The organism is Ruegeria sp. BC3 (assembly GCF_056539265.1).
In genome coordinates, this window is the sequence record NZ_JBQFUP010000003.1 from 26,285 (window position 1) to 43,767 (window position 17,483).

General features: G+C 57.9%; 17 protein-coding genes and 2 tRNA genes. 10 read left to right on the forward strand and 9 right to left on the reverse strand.

The window, feature by feature from the left end; all coding sequences use genetic code 11:
• The first annotated feature begins 6 nt into the window (after positions 1-6).
• From ACR0MV_RS09095 to ACR0MV_RS09105, 3 genes are read left to right on the forward strand one after another with little or no spacing between them, the layout of a single operon-like run.
• Complete coding sequence (locus ACR0MV_RS09095; RefSeq protein ID WP_480701890.1) at positions 7-1,767, forward strand: TadE/TadG family type IV pilus assembly protein; 1,761 nt, start codon at positions 7-9, stop codon at positions 1,765-1,767.
• Positions 1,764-2,297 carry a TadE/TadG family type IV pilus assembly protein gene (locus ACR0MV_RS09100; RefSeq protein ID WP_480701891.1) on the forward strand — a complete coding sequence of 178 codons (534 nt, stop codon included), beginning with the start codon at positions 1,764-1,766 and terminating at the stop codon, positions 2,295-2,297. The genes ACR0MV_RS09095 and ACR0MV_RS09100 overlap by 4 nt, the downstream gene beginning before the upstream one ends.
• Before the next feature lies 1 nt (position 2,298).
• Positions 2,299-2,928: a TadE/TadG family type IV pilus assembly protein gene (locus ACR0MV_RS09105; RefSeq protein WP_170422100.1), complete on the forward strand. Its 630-nt coding sequence runs from the start codon at positions 2,299-2,301 to the stop codon at positions 2,926-2,928.
• Here ACR0MV_RS09105 and ACR0MV_RS09110 read toward each other — a convergent pair.
• A complete protein-coding gene (locus ACR0MV_RS09110; RefSeq protein ID WP_480701892.1) occupies positions 2,867-3,487 on the reverse strand; it encodes a hypothetical protein in 621 nt (206 codons plus the stop codon). The genes ACR0MV_RS09105 and ACR0MV_RS09110 overlap by 62 nt on opposite strands.
• 26 nt (positions 3,488-3,513) lie before the next feature.
• On the opposite strand from ACR0MV_RS09110, the gene ACR0MV_RS09115 reads away from it, so the two are divergent.
• The gene (locus tag ACR0MV_RS09115; RefSeq protein ID WP_480701893.1) at positions 3,514-4,425 is read left to right on the forward strand and encodes a pirin family protein; all 912 of its coding nucleotides are present in this window, start codon (positions 3,514-3,516) and stop codon (positions 4,423-4,425) included.
• Positions 4,426-4,438: 13 nt separating this feature from the next.
• On the opposite strand, the gene ACR0MV_RS09120 is transcribed toward ACR0MV_RS09115, so the two are convergent.
• Positions 4,439-5,026, reverse strand: coding sequence for a TetR/AcrR family transcriptional regulator (locus tag ACR0MV_RS09120; RefSeq protein WP_170422108.1), 588 nt, complete (start codon positions 5,024-5,026; stop codon positions 4,439-4,441).
• Positions 5,027-5,126: 100 nt separating this feature from the next.
• Here ACR0MV_RS09120 and ACR0MV_RS09125 point away from each other — a divergent pair, with 100 nt between their 5' ends.
• The 6 genes from ACR0MV_RS09125 to ACR0MV_RS09150 all read left to right on the forward strand — a co-directional run bounded on the left by ACR0MV_RS09125 (position 5,127) and on the right by ACR0MV_RS09150 (position 9,948).
• Entirely contained in the window at positions 5,127-5,375 is a 249-nt protein-coding gene (locus tag ACR0MV_RS09125) for a hypothetical protein (RefSeq protein WP_480701894.1), read from the forward strand.
• 127 nt (positions 5,376-5,502) lie between these two features.
• The gene (locus ACR0MV_RS09130; RefSeq protein WP_480701895.1) at positions 5,503-6,789 is read left to right on the forward strand and encodes a homoserine dehydrogenase; all 1,287 of its coding nucleotides are present in this window, start codon (positions 5,503-5,505) and stop codon (positions 6,787-6,789) included.
• A 69-nt stretch (positions 6,790-6,858) separates the two neighbouring features.
• On the forward strand, positions 6,859-7,842 hold the full coding sequence (glpX, locus tag ACR0MV_RS09135) for a class II fructose-bisphosphatase (protein WP_170464342.1): 984 nt from the start codon (positions 6,859-6,861) through the stop codon (positions 7,840-7,842).
• Positions 7,843-7,933: 91 nt separating this feature from the next.
• Positions 7,934-9,676 (forward strand): single-stranded-DNA-specific exonuclease RecJ, encoded by a 1,743-nt coding sequence (gene recJ / locus ACR0MV_RS09140; RefSeq protein WP_480702260.1) that lies wholly within the window; start codon positions 7,934-7,936, stop codon positions 9,674-9,676.
• Between the two features lie 98 nt (positions 9,677-9,774).
• Positions 9,775-9,849, forward strand: a tRNA-Glu gene (locus tag ACR0MV_RS09145).
• A 24-nt stretch (positions 9,850-9,873) separates the two neighbouring features.
• Positions 9,874-9,948: transfer RNA gene (locus ACR0MV_RS09150), tRNA-Glu, on the forward strand.
• 11 nt (positions 9,949-9,959) lie between these two features.
• Here the strand turns inward: ACR0MV_RS09150 and ACR0MV_RS09155 are convergent.
• Genes ACR0MV_RS09155 through ACR0MV_RS09185 form a run of 7 tightly spaced genes read right to left on the reverse strand, consistent with a single transcriptional unit; the run spans position 9,960 to position 17,346 of the window.
• Positions 9,960-11,801: a V-type ATP synthase subunit A gene (locus ACR0MV_RS09155; protein ID WP_480701896.1), complete on the reverse strand. Its 1,842-nt coding sequence runs from the start codon at positions 11,799-11,801 to the stop codon at positions 9,960-9,962.
• Entirely contained in the window at positions 11,798-12,490 is a 693-nt protein-coding gene (locus tag ACR0MV_RS09160; RefSeq protein ID WP_480701897.1) for a hypothetical protein, read from the reverse strand. The genes ACR0MV_RS09155 and ACR0MV_RS09160 overlap by 4 nt, the downstream gene beginning before the upstream one ends.
• Before the next feature lies 1 nt (position 12,491).
• The gene (locus ACR0MV_RS09165) at positions 12,492-13,169 is read right to left on the reverse strand and encodes a hypothetical protein (protein ID WP_480701898.1); all 678 of its coding nucleotides are present in this window, start codon (positions 13,167-13,169) and stop codon (positions 12,492-12,494) included.
• Positions 13,169-13,612, reverse strand: coding sequence for an ATP synthase subunit C (locus ACR0MV_RS09170; protein ID WP_170422131.1), 444 nt, complete (start codon positions 13,610-13,612; stop codon positions 13,169-13,171). The genes ACR0MV_RS09165 and ACR0MV_RS09170 overlap by 1 nt, the downstream gene beginning before the upstream one ends.
• A complete protein-coding gene (locus tag ACR0MV_RS09175) occupies positions 13,609-15,405 on the reverse strand; it encodes a V-type ATP synthase subunit I (RefSeq protein ID WP_480701899.1) in 1,797 nt (598 codons plus the stop codon). The genes ACR0MV_RS09170 and ACR0MV_RS09175 overlap by 4 nt, the downstream gene beginning before the upstream one ends.
• On the reverse strand, positions 15,402-16,007 hold the full coding sequence (locus ACR0MV_RS09180; protein WP_480701900.1) for a V-type ATP synthase subunit D: 606 nt from the start codon (positions 16,005-16,007) through the stop codon (positions 15,402-15,404). Before ACR0MV_RS09180 ends, ACR0MV_RS09175 begins: the two co-directional genes overlap by 4 nt.
• Positions 15,985-17,346 carry a V-type ATP synthase subunit B gene (locus tag ACR0MV_RS09185; protein WP_170422140.1) on the reverse strand — a complete coding sequence of 454 codons (1,362 nt, stop codon included), beginning with the start codon at positions 17,344-17,346 and terminating at the stop codon, positions 15,985-15,987. The genes ACR0MV_RS09180 and ACR0MV_RS09185 overlap by 23 nt, the downstream gene beginning before the upstream one ends.
• Positions 17,347-17,483 lie beyond the last annotated feature (137 nt).

A 17,483-nucleotide genomic window follows, 5' to 3' on the forward strand; every position in this document is an offset into this window, starting at 1 on the left:
ATGGCAATGCGCGTATTTAAGTGCGGTTCAAAAAAGCAGGATAATGCAACCTCTTCGGCGCGGCGTTTCGCGCGAGACGAAGAGGGCGGCGTATTCACCATCTTTGTGGCTATTATGTTCATGTTGATCTTTTCGACGGCTGGCATCGGCGTCGACATCATGAACTTTGAACGTGACCGGGCGAGCCTGCAAGGGACGCTAGACCGTGCGGTGCTTGCTGCAGCGAACGTCAAACAGAAACTCCCTCCTGCCGAGGTGGTGAAGTCATATATTGAAAAGTCCGACATCCGGGGCGAGTTGGTTGGTGAGCCTTTGGTGGTCGAAGGAATTGGCTCACGGAAGGTGACGGCTAACGCCAAAGTTGAAGTGCCGATGCATTTTTTGCGCTGGTTCGGCTACCTGGAGTTAACAGCAGACGTCACGAGCGTCGCAGAAGAGGCCATCGGCTCGATCGAAATCGCAATGGTGCTCGACATCTCGGGCTCCATGAATTGGGATTCTGCGACAGCTAACAAGAAAAAAATTAAAGCGCTTCAAGAAGCGGCCGTGGAATTCGTGAACACGATTTATGCAGAAGAAGACCCCGACAAGATCTCGATTTCGATCATCCCCTACAACAATCAGGTGAATGCTGGTGCGAATATTCTGGACAAGATGCCTGGCGTAACGCGTGAGCACACCTATTCAAATTGCGTCGACTTCAAAGAGGCTCAATTCTCAGAAATAGCGCTTGATCCGAACAAAAGCCTCAACCGCACCGCACATTTTGATCGGCGGAACTACGGCGATCGTTACGATCGCGAGTCTCACAGGAGTTCGGTTTGCACCACGCGGGCCGGTAGCTCGATCACGCCGATGACCAATGTCATTTCGGACCTGCACAAACAGATCAACGCCATGACGCCGGGCGGAAACACTTCGATTGATATCGGGGTCAAATGGGGAGCCGCGATGCTGGACCCCTCGTTCCAGCCCGTGATTGGCAAACTGGCACAGCAGAACTTCGACCCGAATGTCCAAATTGACCCCGATACCGGTCTGGTTCAGGGAACCAATCAAGAACCAAAGAAAGTTGTTCCGCCAGTCTTCAAGAATCGACCAGTGGCATACGACACGAATGTCAAGAAAATCATGGTCGTCATGACCGACGGCGAGAACACAGAAAACTGGGTACTGGACGAACATCTGCGCGATGGGCCCTCGGATGTTTGGTTCAACTCTGATGACATCGTCGGAGAAGTTTGCACCTATTACCCGGACTGGGGAACATGGTGCCGTGATGAGGTCATTCACAACAATGAGTACAGCGTTCTAACCTCGACAGATCCGGATCGCTATTACTGGACCCGACAAAAGCTAAAAGACCAAACTGAACCTTACGGTGGCGCAGACAACAATACGCGTCTGACCTACCCTCAGTTGTGGAATCAGGTGAACTTGGACTGGAATGCCCGGTACAACTATGAGTGGCAGAACAACAACAACACAGAGTGGTACACGAACGCCTTTACCGAGATTAACAGAACCGTCAAAGACACCAGGCTGAATAGCGTCTGCTCCAAGCTCAAAGCGAAGAATGTCGACATCTATGGAATCGCGTTTGAAGCCCCGGACGTAGGCGTCAAGGCAATCAAAAGCTGCTCAAGCGGCGAAGGGTTCTTTTTCCCTGTAAATGACGGCGGCTCTTTGGGTTCAGAAAACCTGACGTTGAAGCAGGTCTTTCAGACCATTGCGGTTTCGATCAAACGCCTGAGGTTGACGCTATGATCCTAAAAGCGCTGGCAAAAAGGGCTCGTTTCAGACGGGGTGAAGATGGCGGAATGACCGTTGAGTTCGCTATTTTCTTCCCTCTTTATATATTCATCATGCTGGTCGTGATCGAATATGCGCTTGTGACGATTCAACAAGCGATGCTGGAACGTTCGATGGATTTGGTCGTGCGTGATATTCGGCTTGGGATCAACCTGCCGGACACGGAGCATGATACGATCAAGGATGCGATTTGTAGCAACATGGTCGGCATGCGAAACTGTTCGCAAAACATGCTGCTCGAGATGATCGTTCAGGACGCCTATGTTGGCATAAATTTACCGAATTTACCCACCTGCGTTGACCGTGAGGAAGAAGTTCAACCCGCGACCACGTTCCAGAATGGCGGCTCGAACTCACTGATGATTTTGCGGGCCTGCGCACAGGTTGATCCGCTGTTTCCGACGACACAAATTGGCCGAACTATGTCCGGTGAAGATGACCTTATCAATCTTACGGCGACAACCGCTTTTGTTCAGGAGCCTTAAAATGAAGCGTTTCCTCCCACGCATCCAATGCTCCCTTCGTGAATTTGCAGGCCGCGAGAACGGCAGCCTTTCTATGGAAACGGCGATTATCTTCCCCATACTCGTTTGGGCGATTACGCTTACCTACACCTATTTTGACGGTTTCCGGGAAAGCACGGCCAATCTGAAGGCAGCGTTCACGATAAGTGACTTGATATCCCGCGAAGGGGACAGAGAAATCACCGATACCTACGCGGAATCGATGTATGTCATGTTCAATCGAATGGTCGAAAATGAGTCACCATTAGAGATGCGTTTGACAAGCATCACCTATGTCCAAGCCGATCCGATTGAAGGCGTTGAAGAACACTATATCGTCAATTGGTCAACGCATTGCGGCTATGATGGCCACTGGACAAATGACAACTATGGTCCACTGGTTGAAAGGCTTCCGGCGATGGCAGACCTAGATTCGATGATTGTTGTCGAAACGTCCAAGGAATACATCCCGCGTTTGAACACGAACTGGCTGACGAAAGACTACGTTTTCAACAACCTTGTCTATACGCGTCCCCGTTTTGTGCCGGTTGTCAAAGGGAATCCTTCTGCTGATTTCTGCCCGCCAGAAGCTGCGCAAGCCCCTGGAGCATGAATTTGGTTTCGGCGGCCGTGGTCAGGCCGCCCACGCCAACCCGGCGCCCCAACCGCCACCACAAACCCGGTGCCCAGCTGTTGCCCGCCTTTTCTTTGGTTTTCAGCAAAAACCCGTTTGAAGGCTTGAACGCAAACACGCCTTGATCAATGGCCTCGATGTCTTCGATCCGAGCGATCAAGTGCCCTGCCCCGGTTCTGAGTTCAGTCTCCGTCAATTCGATCCAATCGCTTGTGGTGTGCCACATCCGGTAGGCAAGCCAGAACGACGCCCCCCCAACAACAAGCAGAAACACCTGCCAGACCGGCTCTGGCGGCGTGGCAAGGGCGACATAAATGACTAGCACGCCCACGGTAGACAGCATTCCCACACCCACCCATCGTCTTGCTGATGATGGGCGGACCGTGGCCAGAATTTCCTGTTGCATTAGCGTTCCCTGCTCTGTTTCGCATGGGTTTAGCTGCTTTGCGCGACAAAAAACAGAGGGCAGCGCCCTGCGAATTTGCGCACAGTCCCCGTGTTTACCTGCAAATTGACGCAAATGGCGCACAGCATACATGATCCTCACAACTTCAGGAGGCCACCATGTCCCTTAGACCAACACTGGAAACCCGCAAAGCCATGCCGACTATGGAAGGCGCAGGCGTCAAATTGCACCGGGCTTTTGGGTTTCAGGACCCGTCCGAGCTTGATCCGTTCCTGTTGTTCGACGATTTCAGGAACGAGCGCCCAGAGGACTACCAGGCTGGTTTTCCGTGGCACCCGCATCGCGGCATTGAGACCATTACCTACGTGCTGTCCGGCACAGTTGAACATGCGGATTCGCTTGGGAACACCGGGACCTTGGGTGCAGGTGATGTTCAGTGGATGACCGCCGGATCCGGGATTTTGCATCAGGAAATGCCCAAGGGAAACACTGCTGGCCAGATGCACGGGTTCCAACTATGGGGCAATTTGCCGTCAGATCAAAAGATGACCGCGCCCCGCTATCAGGATGTCCAAAGCAAGGATATTCCCGAAATCATCGACGATGACGGAACAACCGTGCGCGTTATCGTGGGTGAATTCTGGGGCAAGACGGGTCCTGTTGATGGCATAGCAGCCGATCCACAGTATTTGGACGTGCAAATCCCGGCCGGGGTCAAAAAGACCTTTCGGATCGACACTTATCGCCGCGCCTTTGCCTATGTGTTCCAAGGACAGGCGGCCTTTGCCGACGCATCGCAACCCACCGGCGTGCTGCTCGAGAAAGAAGTCGCCGGGCAAGAGGTCAACATCCGAGATCTGTCCGGGGACCGTACTCTGGTCCGGTTCGGAACCGGCGATGAAGTAACCGTTCAGGCCGGGCCTGAAGGCGTAAGGTTTCTGTTGATCTCGGGTGCGCCGATTGACGAACCAGTTGCGTGGCATGGCCCGATCGTGATGAACACGCGGGCAGAATTGGAACAGGCGTTTCGCGAGCTGCGCAACGGTACGTTCATCCGCGCGGCGCACTGATAAACAAGCTTGGTCAGGCGGTTACGGCGCGCCTGACCATATCCCAGTAGATCTGCTCGACCTCGTCCAGCGACAAACGTCCGCCTGTGCGATACCAGGTCATCACCCCGTTCAACATGGCAATCACCGCCAACGTCGCAATCTTGGTATCTGCGACCGAGAACAGCCCGGCATTCTGGCCGTCCTGCAATATTCCTTCGAGTGAGTCTTCGTAGGAGCGGCGCAAGACTTCTATTTCCGAGAAGTTCTCGGGCGTAAGGTTACGCAGTTCCATGTAGGCGATGAACACCTCATCCGGGCGCTCCAAGTGGAACCGAATGTGAAAGCCGACAAAGCGGCGCAACGCGTCCTCAGCATCTGATGGTGTGTCCAACGCCGCATAGGCGGCCAGAAGGTCCTGCAGATGGTCCTGCATCAGTCGATACAGCAAGCTCTGCTTGTCTGGGGTGTAGTTGTACAAAGCTCCCGCCTGCACGCCCACTTCCTTTGCAATCTGGCGCATGGACACAGCTGCATAGCCATGCCGGGCGAACAGACCCAGCGCCGCTTTGCGAATGCGTGGGCCAGTGATGTCGGAATGTGATCCTTGAGTACGTGCCATACCCACACCGTATATGAACAAGCGTTCATATAGAACCCCGCTTGAACGCCCGTCGCAAAAGGTGCATCACAGGGTCAGGTGCAAACAAAAAGGGTTCAGCATGAAGCCTCTGCCATTGTTGGTTCTGCTTCTGATCTGCGCAGCCTGCGCGGATTTCCCGGAACTGGAGGGGCGAGAGCAGCCGAACGTGCGCTCGGCCAAGTATCCCAAGCTGATCCCGGTTCAGGACATTCTGGGCCCGCCTATTGATCCTGTGAACGAAGCCGCCGAGGTCGAAGAGGATTTGACCGCACGCGGCGAAGCGCTGGCCCAAAAGGCCGAGGCGCTGCAAAACGCGCAAACCAACTGATCTATCGCGATTCAAACACCTGTTACCGCTGTCTCGGATTGCGCCCCGTCGCTGAACCCGCTAAGGCACCGTTGAACGGGCGTACAGCCTGATACCAAGGACATTCGAGCGGAAAGGAACCCACGGGATGACACAGGCGCTGCGGCTGGGAATTGCGGGCTTGGGAACAGTTGGCGTGGGTGTCGTGCGGATCGTCCGCCGCCATGCCGACCTGCTACAGGCGCGCACAGGCTGCGCGATTGAGATCACCGCAGTATCCGCGCGCGATGCGAACAAAGATCGCGGTGTGAACCTGTCGGACTACGCGTGGGAAACGGACCCGGTGGCTCTGGCCCAACGCGATGACATTGACGTGTTTGTCGAGCTGATGGGTGGCGAGAATGGCCCAGCCAAAGCCTCGGTCGAGGCGGCGCTGGCTGCAGGTAAGGATGTGGTCACCGCCAACAAGGCGCTGCTGGCCATCCACGGTCAGGCGCTTGCCGAACAGGCCGAGGCCGCAGGTCGCGTGATCCGCTTCGAGGCCGCCGTTGCCGGTGGCATCCCGGTCATCAAGTCCCTGACCGAAGGTCTGGCAGGAAACCAGATCACCCGCGTCATGGGTGTGATGAATGGCACCTGCAACTACATTCTGACGCGGATGCAATCGCAAGAACTGGGCTATAACGCCCTGTTCGAGGAATGCGCTGAACTGGGATACCTCGAAGCTGATCCGAACCTCGACGTAGGCGGCATCGACGCGGCGCATAAGCTGGCGCTTTTGTCCTCAATCGCGTTTGGCACCAAACCGAATTTCGACGGCATTCAGATCGAAGGCATCCAGCAGATCAGCCTGGATGACATCCACCAAGCCGACGACATGGGATATCGCATCAAGCTGCTGGGCGTGGCACAACGCTCGGCCCGTGGCCTGGAACAGCGGATGCAGCCCTGCCTTGTGCCCAGCGGCTCTCCCTTGGGTCAGCTGGAAGGCGGCACCAATATGGTGGTGATCGAAGGCGACGCCGTCGATCAGGTTGTTCTTCGTGGGCCCGGTGCAGGCGAAGGCCCCACGGCCAGCGCCGTGATGGGCGATGTCTGCGATCTGGCGCGTGGTCTGCAGATCCCGACCTTTGGCCGACCCGCCACCACCTTGGAAGACGCCAAACCCGCCATCACCGGCCTGCCTGCACCCTATTATCTGCGCCTTGCCCTGTTCGACAAACCCGGCGCACTGGCCAAAGTCGCCGCAATTCTAGGCGATGCGGGTGTATCCATCGACCGGATGCGCCAGTACGGCCACACCGATAGCACCGCGCCTGTTCTGATCGTGACCCACAAGACAACCCGCGCCACGCTGGACGTCGCGCTGGAGGGTCTACGCGCAACTGACGTCGTTGCGGGCGAGCCCGTCGCATTGCGGATTGAAGAGGTTTGACCCTTGCGGCCTGCCGTAAACGCAGGCTATCCCCGATAAAACGCCTTTACTGACCTGAGGATACCTAAAATGACCGCTGCCAAAATCGACTTCAACGACCGCCTATTGTCTTTGGGCCTTGCGCGGGTCGCGGAACAGGCCGCATTGGCCTCGGCCTCGCTGGTCGGGCGTGGCGACGAAAAGGCTGCGGACCAGGCGGCTGTGAACGCGATGCGCGAACAGCTGAACCTTCTGGACATTGCTGGTGTCGTTGTGATCGGCGAAGGCGAACGCGACGAGGCACCGATGCTTTACATCGGCGAAGAGGTTGGCACCGGTAACGGCCCCGGCGTAGACATCGCGCTGGATCCGCTGGAAGGCACCACGCTGACCGCCAAGGATATGCCGAACGCGCTGACCGTTATCGCGATGGGTCCGCGCGGCTCGATGCTGCACGCTCCTGACGTCTATATGGACAAGCTGGCCATCGGTCCGGGCTTCCCCGAAGGCGTCGTGAACCTGGACATGAGCCCGCGCGAACGCGTCGAGGCACTGGCGAAGGCCAAAGGGTGCGAGCCTGCCGACATCACCGTCTGCATTCTGGAACGCCCCCGTCATGAGGCCATGATCGCCGAAGTGCGCGAAACCGGCGCCTCGATCCGCCTGATCACCGACGGCGACGTAGCGGGCGTGATGCACTGTGCCGAAAGCGAAGAGACCGGCATCGATATGTACATGGGCCAAGGCGGCGCGCCCGAGGGCGTTCTGGCCGCTGCGGCGCTGAAATGCATGGGTGGTCAGATCTTTGGCCGCCTGCTGTTCCGCAATGACGACGAACGTGGCCGCGCCGCAAAGGCCGGCATCACCGATCTGGACCGTGTCTATGCGCGGGATGAGATGGTCACCGCCGACGTGATCTTTGCTGCCACTGGTGTGACCGGAGGATCGCTGCTGCCGCGCATCAAGCGTGAACCGGGCTGGGTCGAAACCACCACCCTATTGATGCGCTCGAAGACAGGATCCGTCCGTCGCATGTCCTACCGCACGCCGATGTGGTCGCACGACAACGCGTAACCGCTTGCGCCAGAACCGCGCGCAAGGATATTCATACAAGTATTGAGGCCGGGTCCGAGAGGGTCCGGCCTTGGCATATGAAAGGCAGGGCATGAGCTTTTTAGGGGTTGAGCAGTCACTGACCGGGCGGCGTTGGATCGGACCCGAGGCCGAGGTGGAGCGCGCGACAGAAATGCTGGTGCAACAAGCCGGGCTGCCTCGGGCCGTGTGTCAGGTTCTGGCACGCCGCGGCGTCCCGCCGATGGAGGCCAAAGGGTTTCTGGACCCCAAACTGAAGGAACTGCTGCCTGACCCCCGCGCGATGAAAGATATGGAAGCCGCAGCGACGCGCTTTTTGACCGCTGTACGGGAAAAGCAGCGGATTGCGGTCTTTGCCGATTACGACGTGGATGGCGGCAGCTCAGCCGCCTTGTTGCTGGTCTGGTTGCGTCAGATGGGTCTGCAGGCGACACTTTATGTGCCTGACCGTATCGACGAAGGCTATGGCCCCAACGTGCCTGCGATGCAGGATTTGGCCGCGTCGCACGACCTGATCATCTGCGTGGACTGTGGGACGCTCAGCCACGAACCGATTGCGGCTGCAAAAGACGCGGATGTCATCGTTCTGGACCATCACCTTGGTGGTGAGACCCTGCCTGATTGTGTGGCCGTGGTGAACCCGAACCGGCAAGATGAAAGCGGCGATCTCGGCTATCTCTGCGCGGCTGGCGTGGTGTTCCTGATGCTGGTCGAGGCCGGTCGGCAATTACGCGAAGCTGGGGTCAAGGCTCCCGACCTGATCAGCCTGCTGGATCTCGTGGCTCTTGCCACCGTGGCCGATGTCGCGCCGCTGATCGAGGCCAACCGGGCGTTGGTGCGGCAAGGTCTGAAAGTCATGGCGCAGCGCCAACGACCGGGCCTTGTGGCGTTGTCGGATGTGGCGCGCATGGATTCGTCCCCCAACAGCTATCACCTGGGTTTTTTGCTGGGCCCGCGCGTCAATGCAGGTGGGCGGATTGGCAAGGCTGATCTTGGGGCCCGACTGCTGAGCACCGACTCGGTGACCGAAGCGGAGGCGCTATCGCAAAAACTGGACGAGCTGAACACCGAGCGGCGCGATATTGAAAATGCCGTGCGTGCGGCTGCTTTGGAACAGGCCGAGGAACGGGGGCTCGACGCGCCGCTGGTCTGGGCGGCAGGCGAAGGATGGCACCCCGGCGTTGTCGGTATCGTCGCCTCGCGCCTCAAGGAAAACGCCAATCGTCCCGCCATCGTCATTGGATTTGACGGGAATGAGGGCAAGGGCTCGGGCCGGTCGGTCTCGGGCGTTGATCTGGGCGCGTCGATCCAACGGTTGGCAGCAGAGGGGCTTCTCGTCAAGGGCGGCGGTCACAAGATGGCTGCCGGATTGACCGTCATGCGCGATCAATTGGAGCCCGCCATGGCGCGGTTAAGCGAACTGCTTGCCAAACAAGGCGCAGGTCAAGGCGGACCGGCGGACCTGAAACTGGACGGAGCCCTGATGCCTGGCGCAGCCTCGGTCGAATTGATCGAGCAAATCGACAAGGCCGGTCCCTTCGGGGCCAGCGCGCCTGCCCCGCGCTACGCTCTGCCGGACTTGCAGGTTCGCTTTGCAAAGCGCGTCGGGGAATCGCATCTAAAGCTTTCTCTGTCCGACGGAATGGGCGCAGGACTGGACGCCATCGCCTTTGGTGCCTTTGACGGGCCGATGGGTGAGCGGCTGTCCAATCACGGCGGTGCCCGGTTCCATTTCGCCGGGCGGCTTGAGGTGAACACCTGGGGTGGCCGCCAAAGCGTGCAGCTAAGACTGGAGGACGCGGCAGAGGCAAACTAGGCCAGATTTCAGCCCGGCCAAAAAAGTTTCGTATCCCTGCATTTTTCGGCTTGCGGGGGTCAGAGGTAAACCGTAAAAGGCCCTCCACAAGCCAGCGTGGCCCGTTCGTCTATCGGTTAGGACGCCAGGTTTTCAACCTGGAAAGAGGGGTTCGATTCCCCTACGGGCTACCACTTGTGCTTGAGCCATTGGCAAATGGCCCGTTCGTCTATCGGTTAGGACGCCAGGTTTTCAACCTGGAAAGAGGGGTTCGATTCCCCTACGGGCTACCATTTCTCCTGATCTACACTCCGAACTTTTCGTGGCACAGGTCCGTGATCTGACCCCAGATCGACTTGAATTCCGGCGTGTTTTCCGCAGCATAGTGGAAGTTCTTCATCAGCCCCGTCAGCTGAGTGAACACCTGACGCACTTCGGCCTTATCAGCAAAGCTCGCCGTTGATTGCGTGACATCATAGACCAGCTTGAAGGTCATCTTCTGACGCTCCAGCGGGACGGTGGCGTCCACTTTGTCAAATGCGTCTTGCTGCAAATAGACCATGTCGACAAACAGCGCCTTTTGCTGGGTCACAAAGTCTTCGATGGTGACGCCTTCTTCGCCGGTAACCTGCATCATCTGGTCTACCTGCTCACCCTTTTCGATCAGTGCCAACAGATCGCGCACTTTCCCTGTCCAGCCTGGCTCGGCGTTTTTGTCGTACCAGTCCGACAGTTGATCGGTGTAGCGTGACCAGCTGAGCATCGGATCGACCGCCGGGTAGAACCGCTTGTAAGCACGCTCGGATGACAGGCCGAGGAAGCACTTCACCGTAGACAAAGTCGACTGTGTCACCGGCTCGTCAAAGTTCCCGCCGGCCGGGGAAACCGTGCCAATCAAAGTCAGACTGCCGAGATCACCATCGTTGGTCTTCAACGCCCCAGCGCGCTCGTACAGCCCCTTGATCGAGCTCTCCAGGTAGGCCGGAAAGCCCTCTTCGCCCGGAATTTCTTCAAGCTTGCCCGAGGTTTCGCGCATGGCCTGCGCCCAGCGGCTTGTACTGTCGGCGATCAGCAGCACGTCATAGCCCATCTGTCGGTAATACTCGCCCAGAGTGATGCCCGTGAATATTGACGCCTCACGGGCCGCGACGGGCATTGAGGACGTGTTACAAATGATAATCGTCCGGTCCATCAGGCTGCCGCCAGACATCGGATCGGTCATCTTGGGGAATTCGTGGATCGTTTCCACTACCTCGCCCGCGCGTTCTCCGCAGGCTACGACGATCACGATATCCACCTTGGAGTTCCGCGCGATCAGGTTCTGCAGCACGGTTTTGCCCGCTCCAAACGGTCCAGGAATACAGGCTGTGCCACCGCGCGCGATGGGAAAGAACGTGTCGATCAGTCGCTGCGAGGTCAGAACGGGTTCGGTCGGATACAGCCGTTCCGACAGGGTCCGCTTCAGGATGCTTTCGGGCAAAGGCCGACGTACGGGCCACTTCTGACACAGGGTCAACGTGTGCTCGCCGCCTTGTTCATCCTCAAGACGCGCAACAATCTCATGGATCGAGGCTGCTCCTTTCTGAACCCAGACGACCTTGTAGTCGCCCACCCAGTTAAACGGCAGCATGATCTTGTGGGTAAACCGTCCCTCGGGCACCGTGCCGATGCTGTCCCCCGCCGTAACGGTATCTCCGACCTTGACCGAAGGCGAGAATGACCACTTTGCCTGATCGTCCAGCGGAGCAACATCCGCGCCGCGCGGCAGGAATGTCCCGAACTCGGCGGCGACTTTTGGCAGGGGTGACTGCAACCCATCAAAAACCTGCCCCAAAAGTCCGGGCCCAAGTTCGACTGACAGCAATTGGCCCGACTGTTCCACAGGGTCTCCGACGGCGACACCATCCGTGCTTTCGTAAACCTGAACGTCCGCCGTGTCGCCACGTACGCGCAACACCTCGGCTTTCAGACGTTCCTGACGGCCACCGGGTCCTGGCCGCGTCGGCAGAATGAACACCACTTCGTTCTTGACCAATTGCCCGGGAACGCCCGCGGCATCATGGTTTGCCTGAATTTGAACCAGCCCTTCCTGGACCGAGACGACACGGGCAGTTGTGGTTTGAACCGAAGGGGATTGGGCAGTCATGCGCTTACTCTCTCAAAATCGAAATCTGCGACATTGGCCATGGCCTGTTGGGCCAGCTTCTCAAATCGTATGGCCGCATCGTGAGCGTTGCTTTGCGCCCAGCGGTCAAAAATGTTCCAGATCAGAACGTAAATCGCCACAGCTTCGAAATCGAACAGGTGGCGACCGGCGTGCCGTTTCAGTTGCTTGTGGCTGACAGACAGCAACAGACGTTCGAGGCCCAACGGGTCTTCGGCCTCCAACAGCTGTCGCGCTTCTTTGATCCATGGCATCGGCACCGACAGGCGAAAGTCGGGATCGCCCCAGTTGGCGGGGATATGGCGGCTCCAACGGCCAAAGCCAAAGGCACCCGCAGGCGGAGAGCCCCCCTGCCCGCGCAGACGCAATGCGGCAACGACAGTACGCAAGTCCATCCGTTCTTGAAATACACTGCGCAAGGAAGGTTGCGGGATGTCGGCAAGCGCCTTTTTGCACCGCTCCACGGCCTGAGCGTCGGTGACGTCCATGTCGTATTCGTTCCAGCTCAGCGCGTGTTCCATCACTTTAAGAACCTGCGCGTCTTCGGGCGTCAATGCCTTGAGGCGACGATCCAGACGCAGCCGTGACAGCGGAGGCTGCTTGGCCACAAACAGCCGCTCAGAGCCTGGCAGGCTGCTGATCAGGGCGATATAGGCGTCAGGGTCCGACATCTCAGCGGATCACACCTTCCAGCACGGCACGGAACCGTGGCTGTAGATGTTCCATCAACAAAGACGCGACGGCTTTGTCGGTCAGATCCAGAACCACGCCCTGATCCTCGGCCCGAACCCGGATACCGTTTTGCGCATCGTCAGAGGCATGCAGTTCGACTTGCTCGCGCAGCATCTTGGCGGTCAGGCCTAAAACATATTTGGTCAACTTTCCCGATTGAATGTCGTCTGCGTTTTGCTTGATGTCTTCCTGCGTAGCGACTTTGGCAGGCAGAATGACCTGAACCTTCCCATCCAGATTAACGCCTTCAGCCTCGCGTCCGACGACCTCAAGGATCATCTGCTTCAACAGGTCCGGGTCAGCCATTTCCTTGGTCACCAGGCGTTCAACATCTTCGCGAAACCGGTCGGTCAGCCCGCCTTTCATCGTCAGCACCGCATCCCGCATCGCAGTGTTCAGCGCCTCTTCCCCGGCCGCGCGGTAGTTGTCGGATTCCGTGCGGGCCTTTTTCTGGTAGTCATCCGCTTCGCGCTTGGCGTCGGCCAATATCTTGGCCGCTTCGGCCTTGGCGTCGGCACGCAGCTTTTCCGCATCCGCCTGACCTGCGGCCACGCCATCATTGCGCAGCTTGTCGATCAGGGCATCCACACCATGAGAAATCTTGCCATCCTGTGCCATCAGCTAATCCCCGCACTGATGACGAGAGCAAAGACGAAGGCAAAGACGCCGAACCCTTCAATGATCGCTGCCGGGGCAAGCGCAAGACCGAAGATCTCAGGCTTTTCCTTGGTGGCGTTGATTGCCGCCGCACAGGCCCGACCCTGCCAGATCCCGCAGTACATCAGTGCTATGCCGGACAGAATGCCGATCCCGAACAATCCACCCGCGTTTTCGGGTGTTACGTCCCGGTTCAGGGTGAACATGATGACAATGCCGTAAATCACCATGGTCGAAGGAAAGGCCGAAACGCCGACGAAACGACCATAGCCACCTTCGGTCTCGGTCATGGCACCGATACTGGCCTGCCCGGCGATGGCGCAGCCGATGGCGCTTGCTGCTGCGCCCAGCGCCATTGGCGCATAGATACCCAGCCAACCCAATGTCAGTACAAGCTCATTCATTCCTGAACCTCCTTACGGGCGAACGGACGAAAGACGATGCCTTCGTCCGGCAAACCCCATTTAAAAAATTCGATGTAATTGAGACGTAATCCGTGGACGACGCCGCTCATCATAGCGAGGGCGAAGTTGAGAACATGGCCGATGATCAGGATCAGAAGGCCGAACAGTATCCCCGGCCCCTTCAGCGCCTGCATGACCGAGACCGCCAGATCATTGAACGTGATCGCCAGCGAGGCCGACGCCAGACCCAGTGCGAACAGGCGCATATAGCTGAGCACATCCCCGAACGCGCCCATGGCACCGGCGAGGCTTTGAAGACCTTCGATCAGACGCCAAAGCCAATCGGTTGGCTTCTTGATGACGCGCTCGCTTGAGAACCAGACAATTGCCAGAACTCCAACCCCCATCAGGACCCCGCCCGGTACTGCCGAATTGCCTTTCATGTAGCTGAGCCAAAGGACAAAGCCGCCAATCAGCGCCGCGATCCAGCCCAGGTTGGCGATGGCCTTCCGGTGCCCCCATGCCGCCCGTGCGGCCAGTACGTTGGCCAGAACCAGATGCAGAACGCCCACGACGATAGAAACCATCATCATCGCGCCGAAATTGTTCAATTCCAAAATTTTGAGTCGCGCCCAAAACGACCCATCCGGCGGCGATACGCCAAAGTAACTGCCCACCAGAATACCGTAGAGGATCGTGGCACCCGATATGATCACACCGAAACGTCGCCACGACCTTTCGCCGGGCGTGACATCCATCCGTTTCCAGAACAGCAAAAGACCCAGCAGGATAACCGCTCCGTACCCGGCATCGGCCACGATCATCGCGAAGAAGATCGCGAAAGACGCCGCGACGATCACGCTGGGATCCCAATCCTTATACCCCGGAACTTGATAAAACAGCGCCAAGTCCACGGCAGCACTGCGTTTTTCCGGCTGCTCCAGCAGTGTCGGCGGGCTGTCATCGGGGCCGGGTTCTTCGATCAGAACGGCGGCGTCTTTGGCACCTGCCATCTCCAGCACCGCATCCACGCGATCCTCGGGGACCCACCCCTGCAGGGCAAACATCGCCTCTTCGTCACGCACCTTTTGCGTCGCATGCGCCAACTCGGCCGCGCTTTCGGCAACAGACAGGTTGCGACGCATCAAAGTCAGGTACCGGGTCTGCGCGATCCGTTCAGCTTCCAGAGATTCAATCGCGATCTCCGCGTCTTCCAGCTGCGCCTCAAGTTCGTGAATGGGCAGCGATCCGGTATGTGTCCGCGGGACCGGCAGGATGTCATCATCCGGCTCCTCCGGAGCGATCAGGACGGCATAGATGAACCGGTGGTCCTGTTCCAGTATAGCCCAAGGCAAGTCCAGCGCTTCAAGTGCATCCCGGTGCTTGAGCGGTAGTTGATAAAACCATAGGCGATTGCCCGCGAGCACGTCATCAGGTGGAAAATCCAGATCCCCCCAAGGGCGCACCTGCGCGATCCGGTTGGCCAAGAAATCCCTGCGGTCTGTCATATCCCGAGTGCGCTGCATCAGGTCCAGCACGTCTTTGACGAACTGGTCCATGTCAAACCCCGGATCGCGCTGAATCTGCCGACGCTGTTCGGCGGCGTCATTCAGAAACCGAAGCGCCTTATAAGCATCCCGCGCGCCGCGTTCGCTGATCTTCTCGGGCTCGCTGGGTGGAGGGGCAAGTGGCAGGACGTGCATACAGCCCAAATCCTGCAGCGCTTCAAGCGTCTCGGTTTTCTGGGAGGCCCGCCCGACCAGCGAAAGTTTCTTGAGGCGCGCGACACTCATGACACCGTCTCCTGCGCATGTTTGCGCTTTGAAATTTTCGACCGGACCACTGCCTGCATCTGTTCATCACTCAGATAGATGCGGATTTTCTTGATGTTGGCTTTCGCGCGTGGGATCAGAACCTTTTCAAAAAGGTTGACCCGCTGCGTAATCGTCGCGACAGCCTTGTCGAATATCTTCACCCGCTCTTCGGCCACTTTGACGCGCAGGCGCGCCTCAATCATATCATGCAGCAGGTTTGCCGCCGCATCGACCCAATGGGGCTTTGCCAGATAGGAGTACGGACGCACCGCGACCTCGATCCGATCCAACGCGGGCATCTTGACGCCCACCACGTTGACCTCTTTGACCTGATAATCCTTCAGCTCGACCAGCCCGTCCAGATCGACACCCTGCTGCGCCAGCATGGGCAGCCTTTCCCCGACCTTCTGAGCCAGGTCCTGCACCTCTTCTTCCAGGCGCTTCACATCTTCTCGCGCCTTGGCGCGTTCCGCCATCAATTGCTGACGCTTGAGGTCCAGCGATGGCAAGAACCTCTCATAGCTTTTCAGCTGGGTCTGCTGGCGTGCCAGCGACGATTTATTCAGCTGCAACCGCGCCATCGGCATCCTTTGGGAAATATTTGTCGATCAAAGCCTGCTTCATCAGCAGCTGTTCTGGTGCGAAACACTCGGCCAGTGTTTTCCAGCCCAAATCCAGCGCCTCCTCCAGCGGGATCGAGACGTTGATGTCCATGAACCGCGTTTTGAAGAGGTCGCCGAACTTCAGCAACTGATGGTCGTAATCCGACAGATCAAACGCCATCGCCTGTTTCTGTGCGGCGTCACGACTTTCCGAATAGAACCGGATCATGGTGTTCATGATCTGACTGTGATCCTCGCGCGTGGTCTTGCCGATCACGTTCTGCTTTAGGCGCGAGAGGCTGCCGAACGGATCGATCACGCCGGAATGCAAATAGAACTGCCCCTCGGTGATATAACCGGTATTGTCCGGCACCGGATGGGTCACATCATTGCCCGGCATGGTCGTAACTGTAAGCACCGTGACCGATCCGCCTTTGGCATAGTCGCAAGCTTTCTCGTACCGGCGCGCCAGTTGAGAATAGAGATCACCCATATAGCCCCGCTGCGAGGGCACGCGTTCCTGGCTGATGCCGACTTCTTTCATCGCGTCGGCATAGGCGGTCATGTCAGTCAGCAGAACAAGCACACGCTTGCCCTCTTCGACCGCGAATTTCTCGGCCACGGCAAGTGCCATATCGGGCACCAGCAACCGTTCGACCAGAGGGTCCATCGCCTGATTGACGAACATCACCGTACGCGAGAACACGCCCGCATCCTCGAACGAAGTGCGGAACGTGTGATAGTCGTCAAAGATCAACCCCAGCCCGCCGAACACCACGATATCGGCATCCGCCTGAATGCCGATGCGGCTGAGGAAGGCATTGAACGGTTCGCCCGAGACCGAAAAGATCGGGATTTTCTGACTTTCGACCAGAGTGTTGAACACGTCGATCATAGGCACATCGGTGCGGATCATCTTGTTAGGCACCGCCCGTTCTGCCGGGTTCACGGTCGGCCCACCGATATCGACACGCGGCTCGGACGACAGGTCAGGCCCGCCATCAATGGAAACGCCTGCGCCGTCAAACACGCGCCCCAGAATGTTCTGCGAATACGGCGTCTGCATCGGGTGGCCCAGAAACGTGGCCGTCGCCTCAGTCGAGATGCCCTTGGTGCCCGAAAACACTTGCAACGTGACGACATCCCTGTCGATGAAGATCGCCTGCGCCAGCGTTTTGTGACCGTCCACGGTCTCGATCACAGCCAGATCGTTGAACCGCACCGCCGCGTCGGTTGAGCCGTCCAGCGGCACCCTGACCTTGATCGTATCCCCGACAATTTCAAGAACACGCGTATACTTTAAAAGACTACGGGACATTGCTCATCCTCGGTCATTTAAGAATTTTTCAAATCGTCGCAGGAAAATCAGCAACCGTTTTCTGCAATCATAGGGTCAGCTTACAACGAATTCATGAATTGGCAAATGAGGATGCGACGGACGAAAGGCCGCGCCCA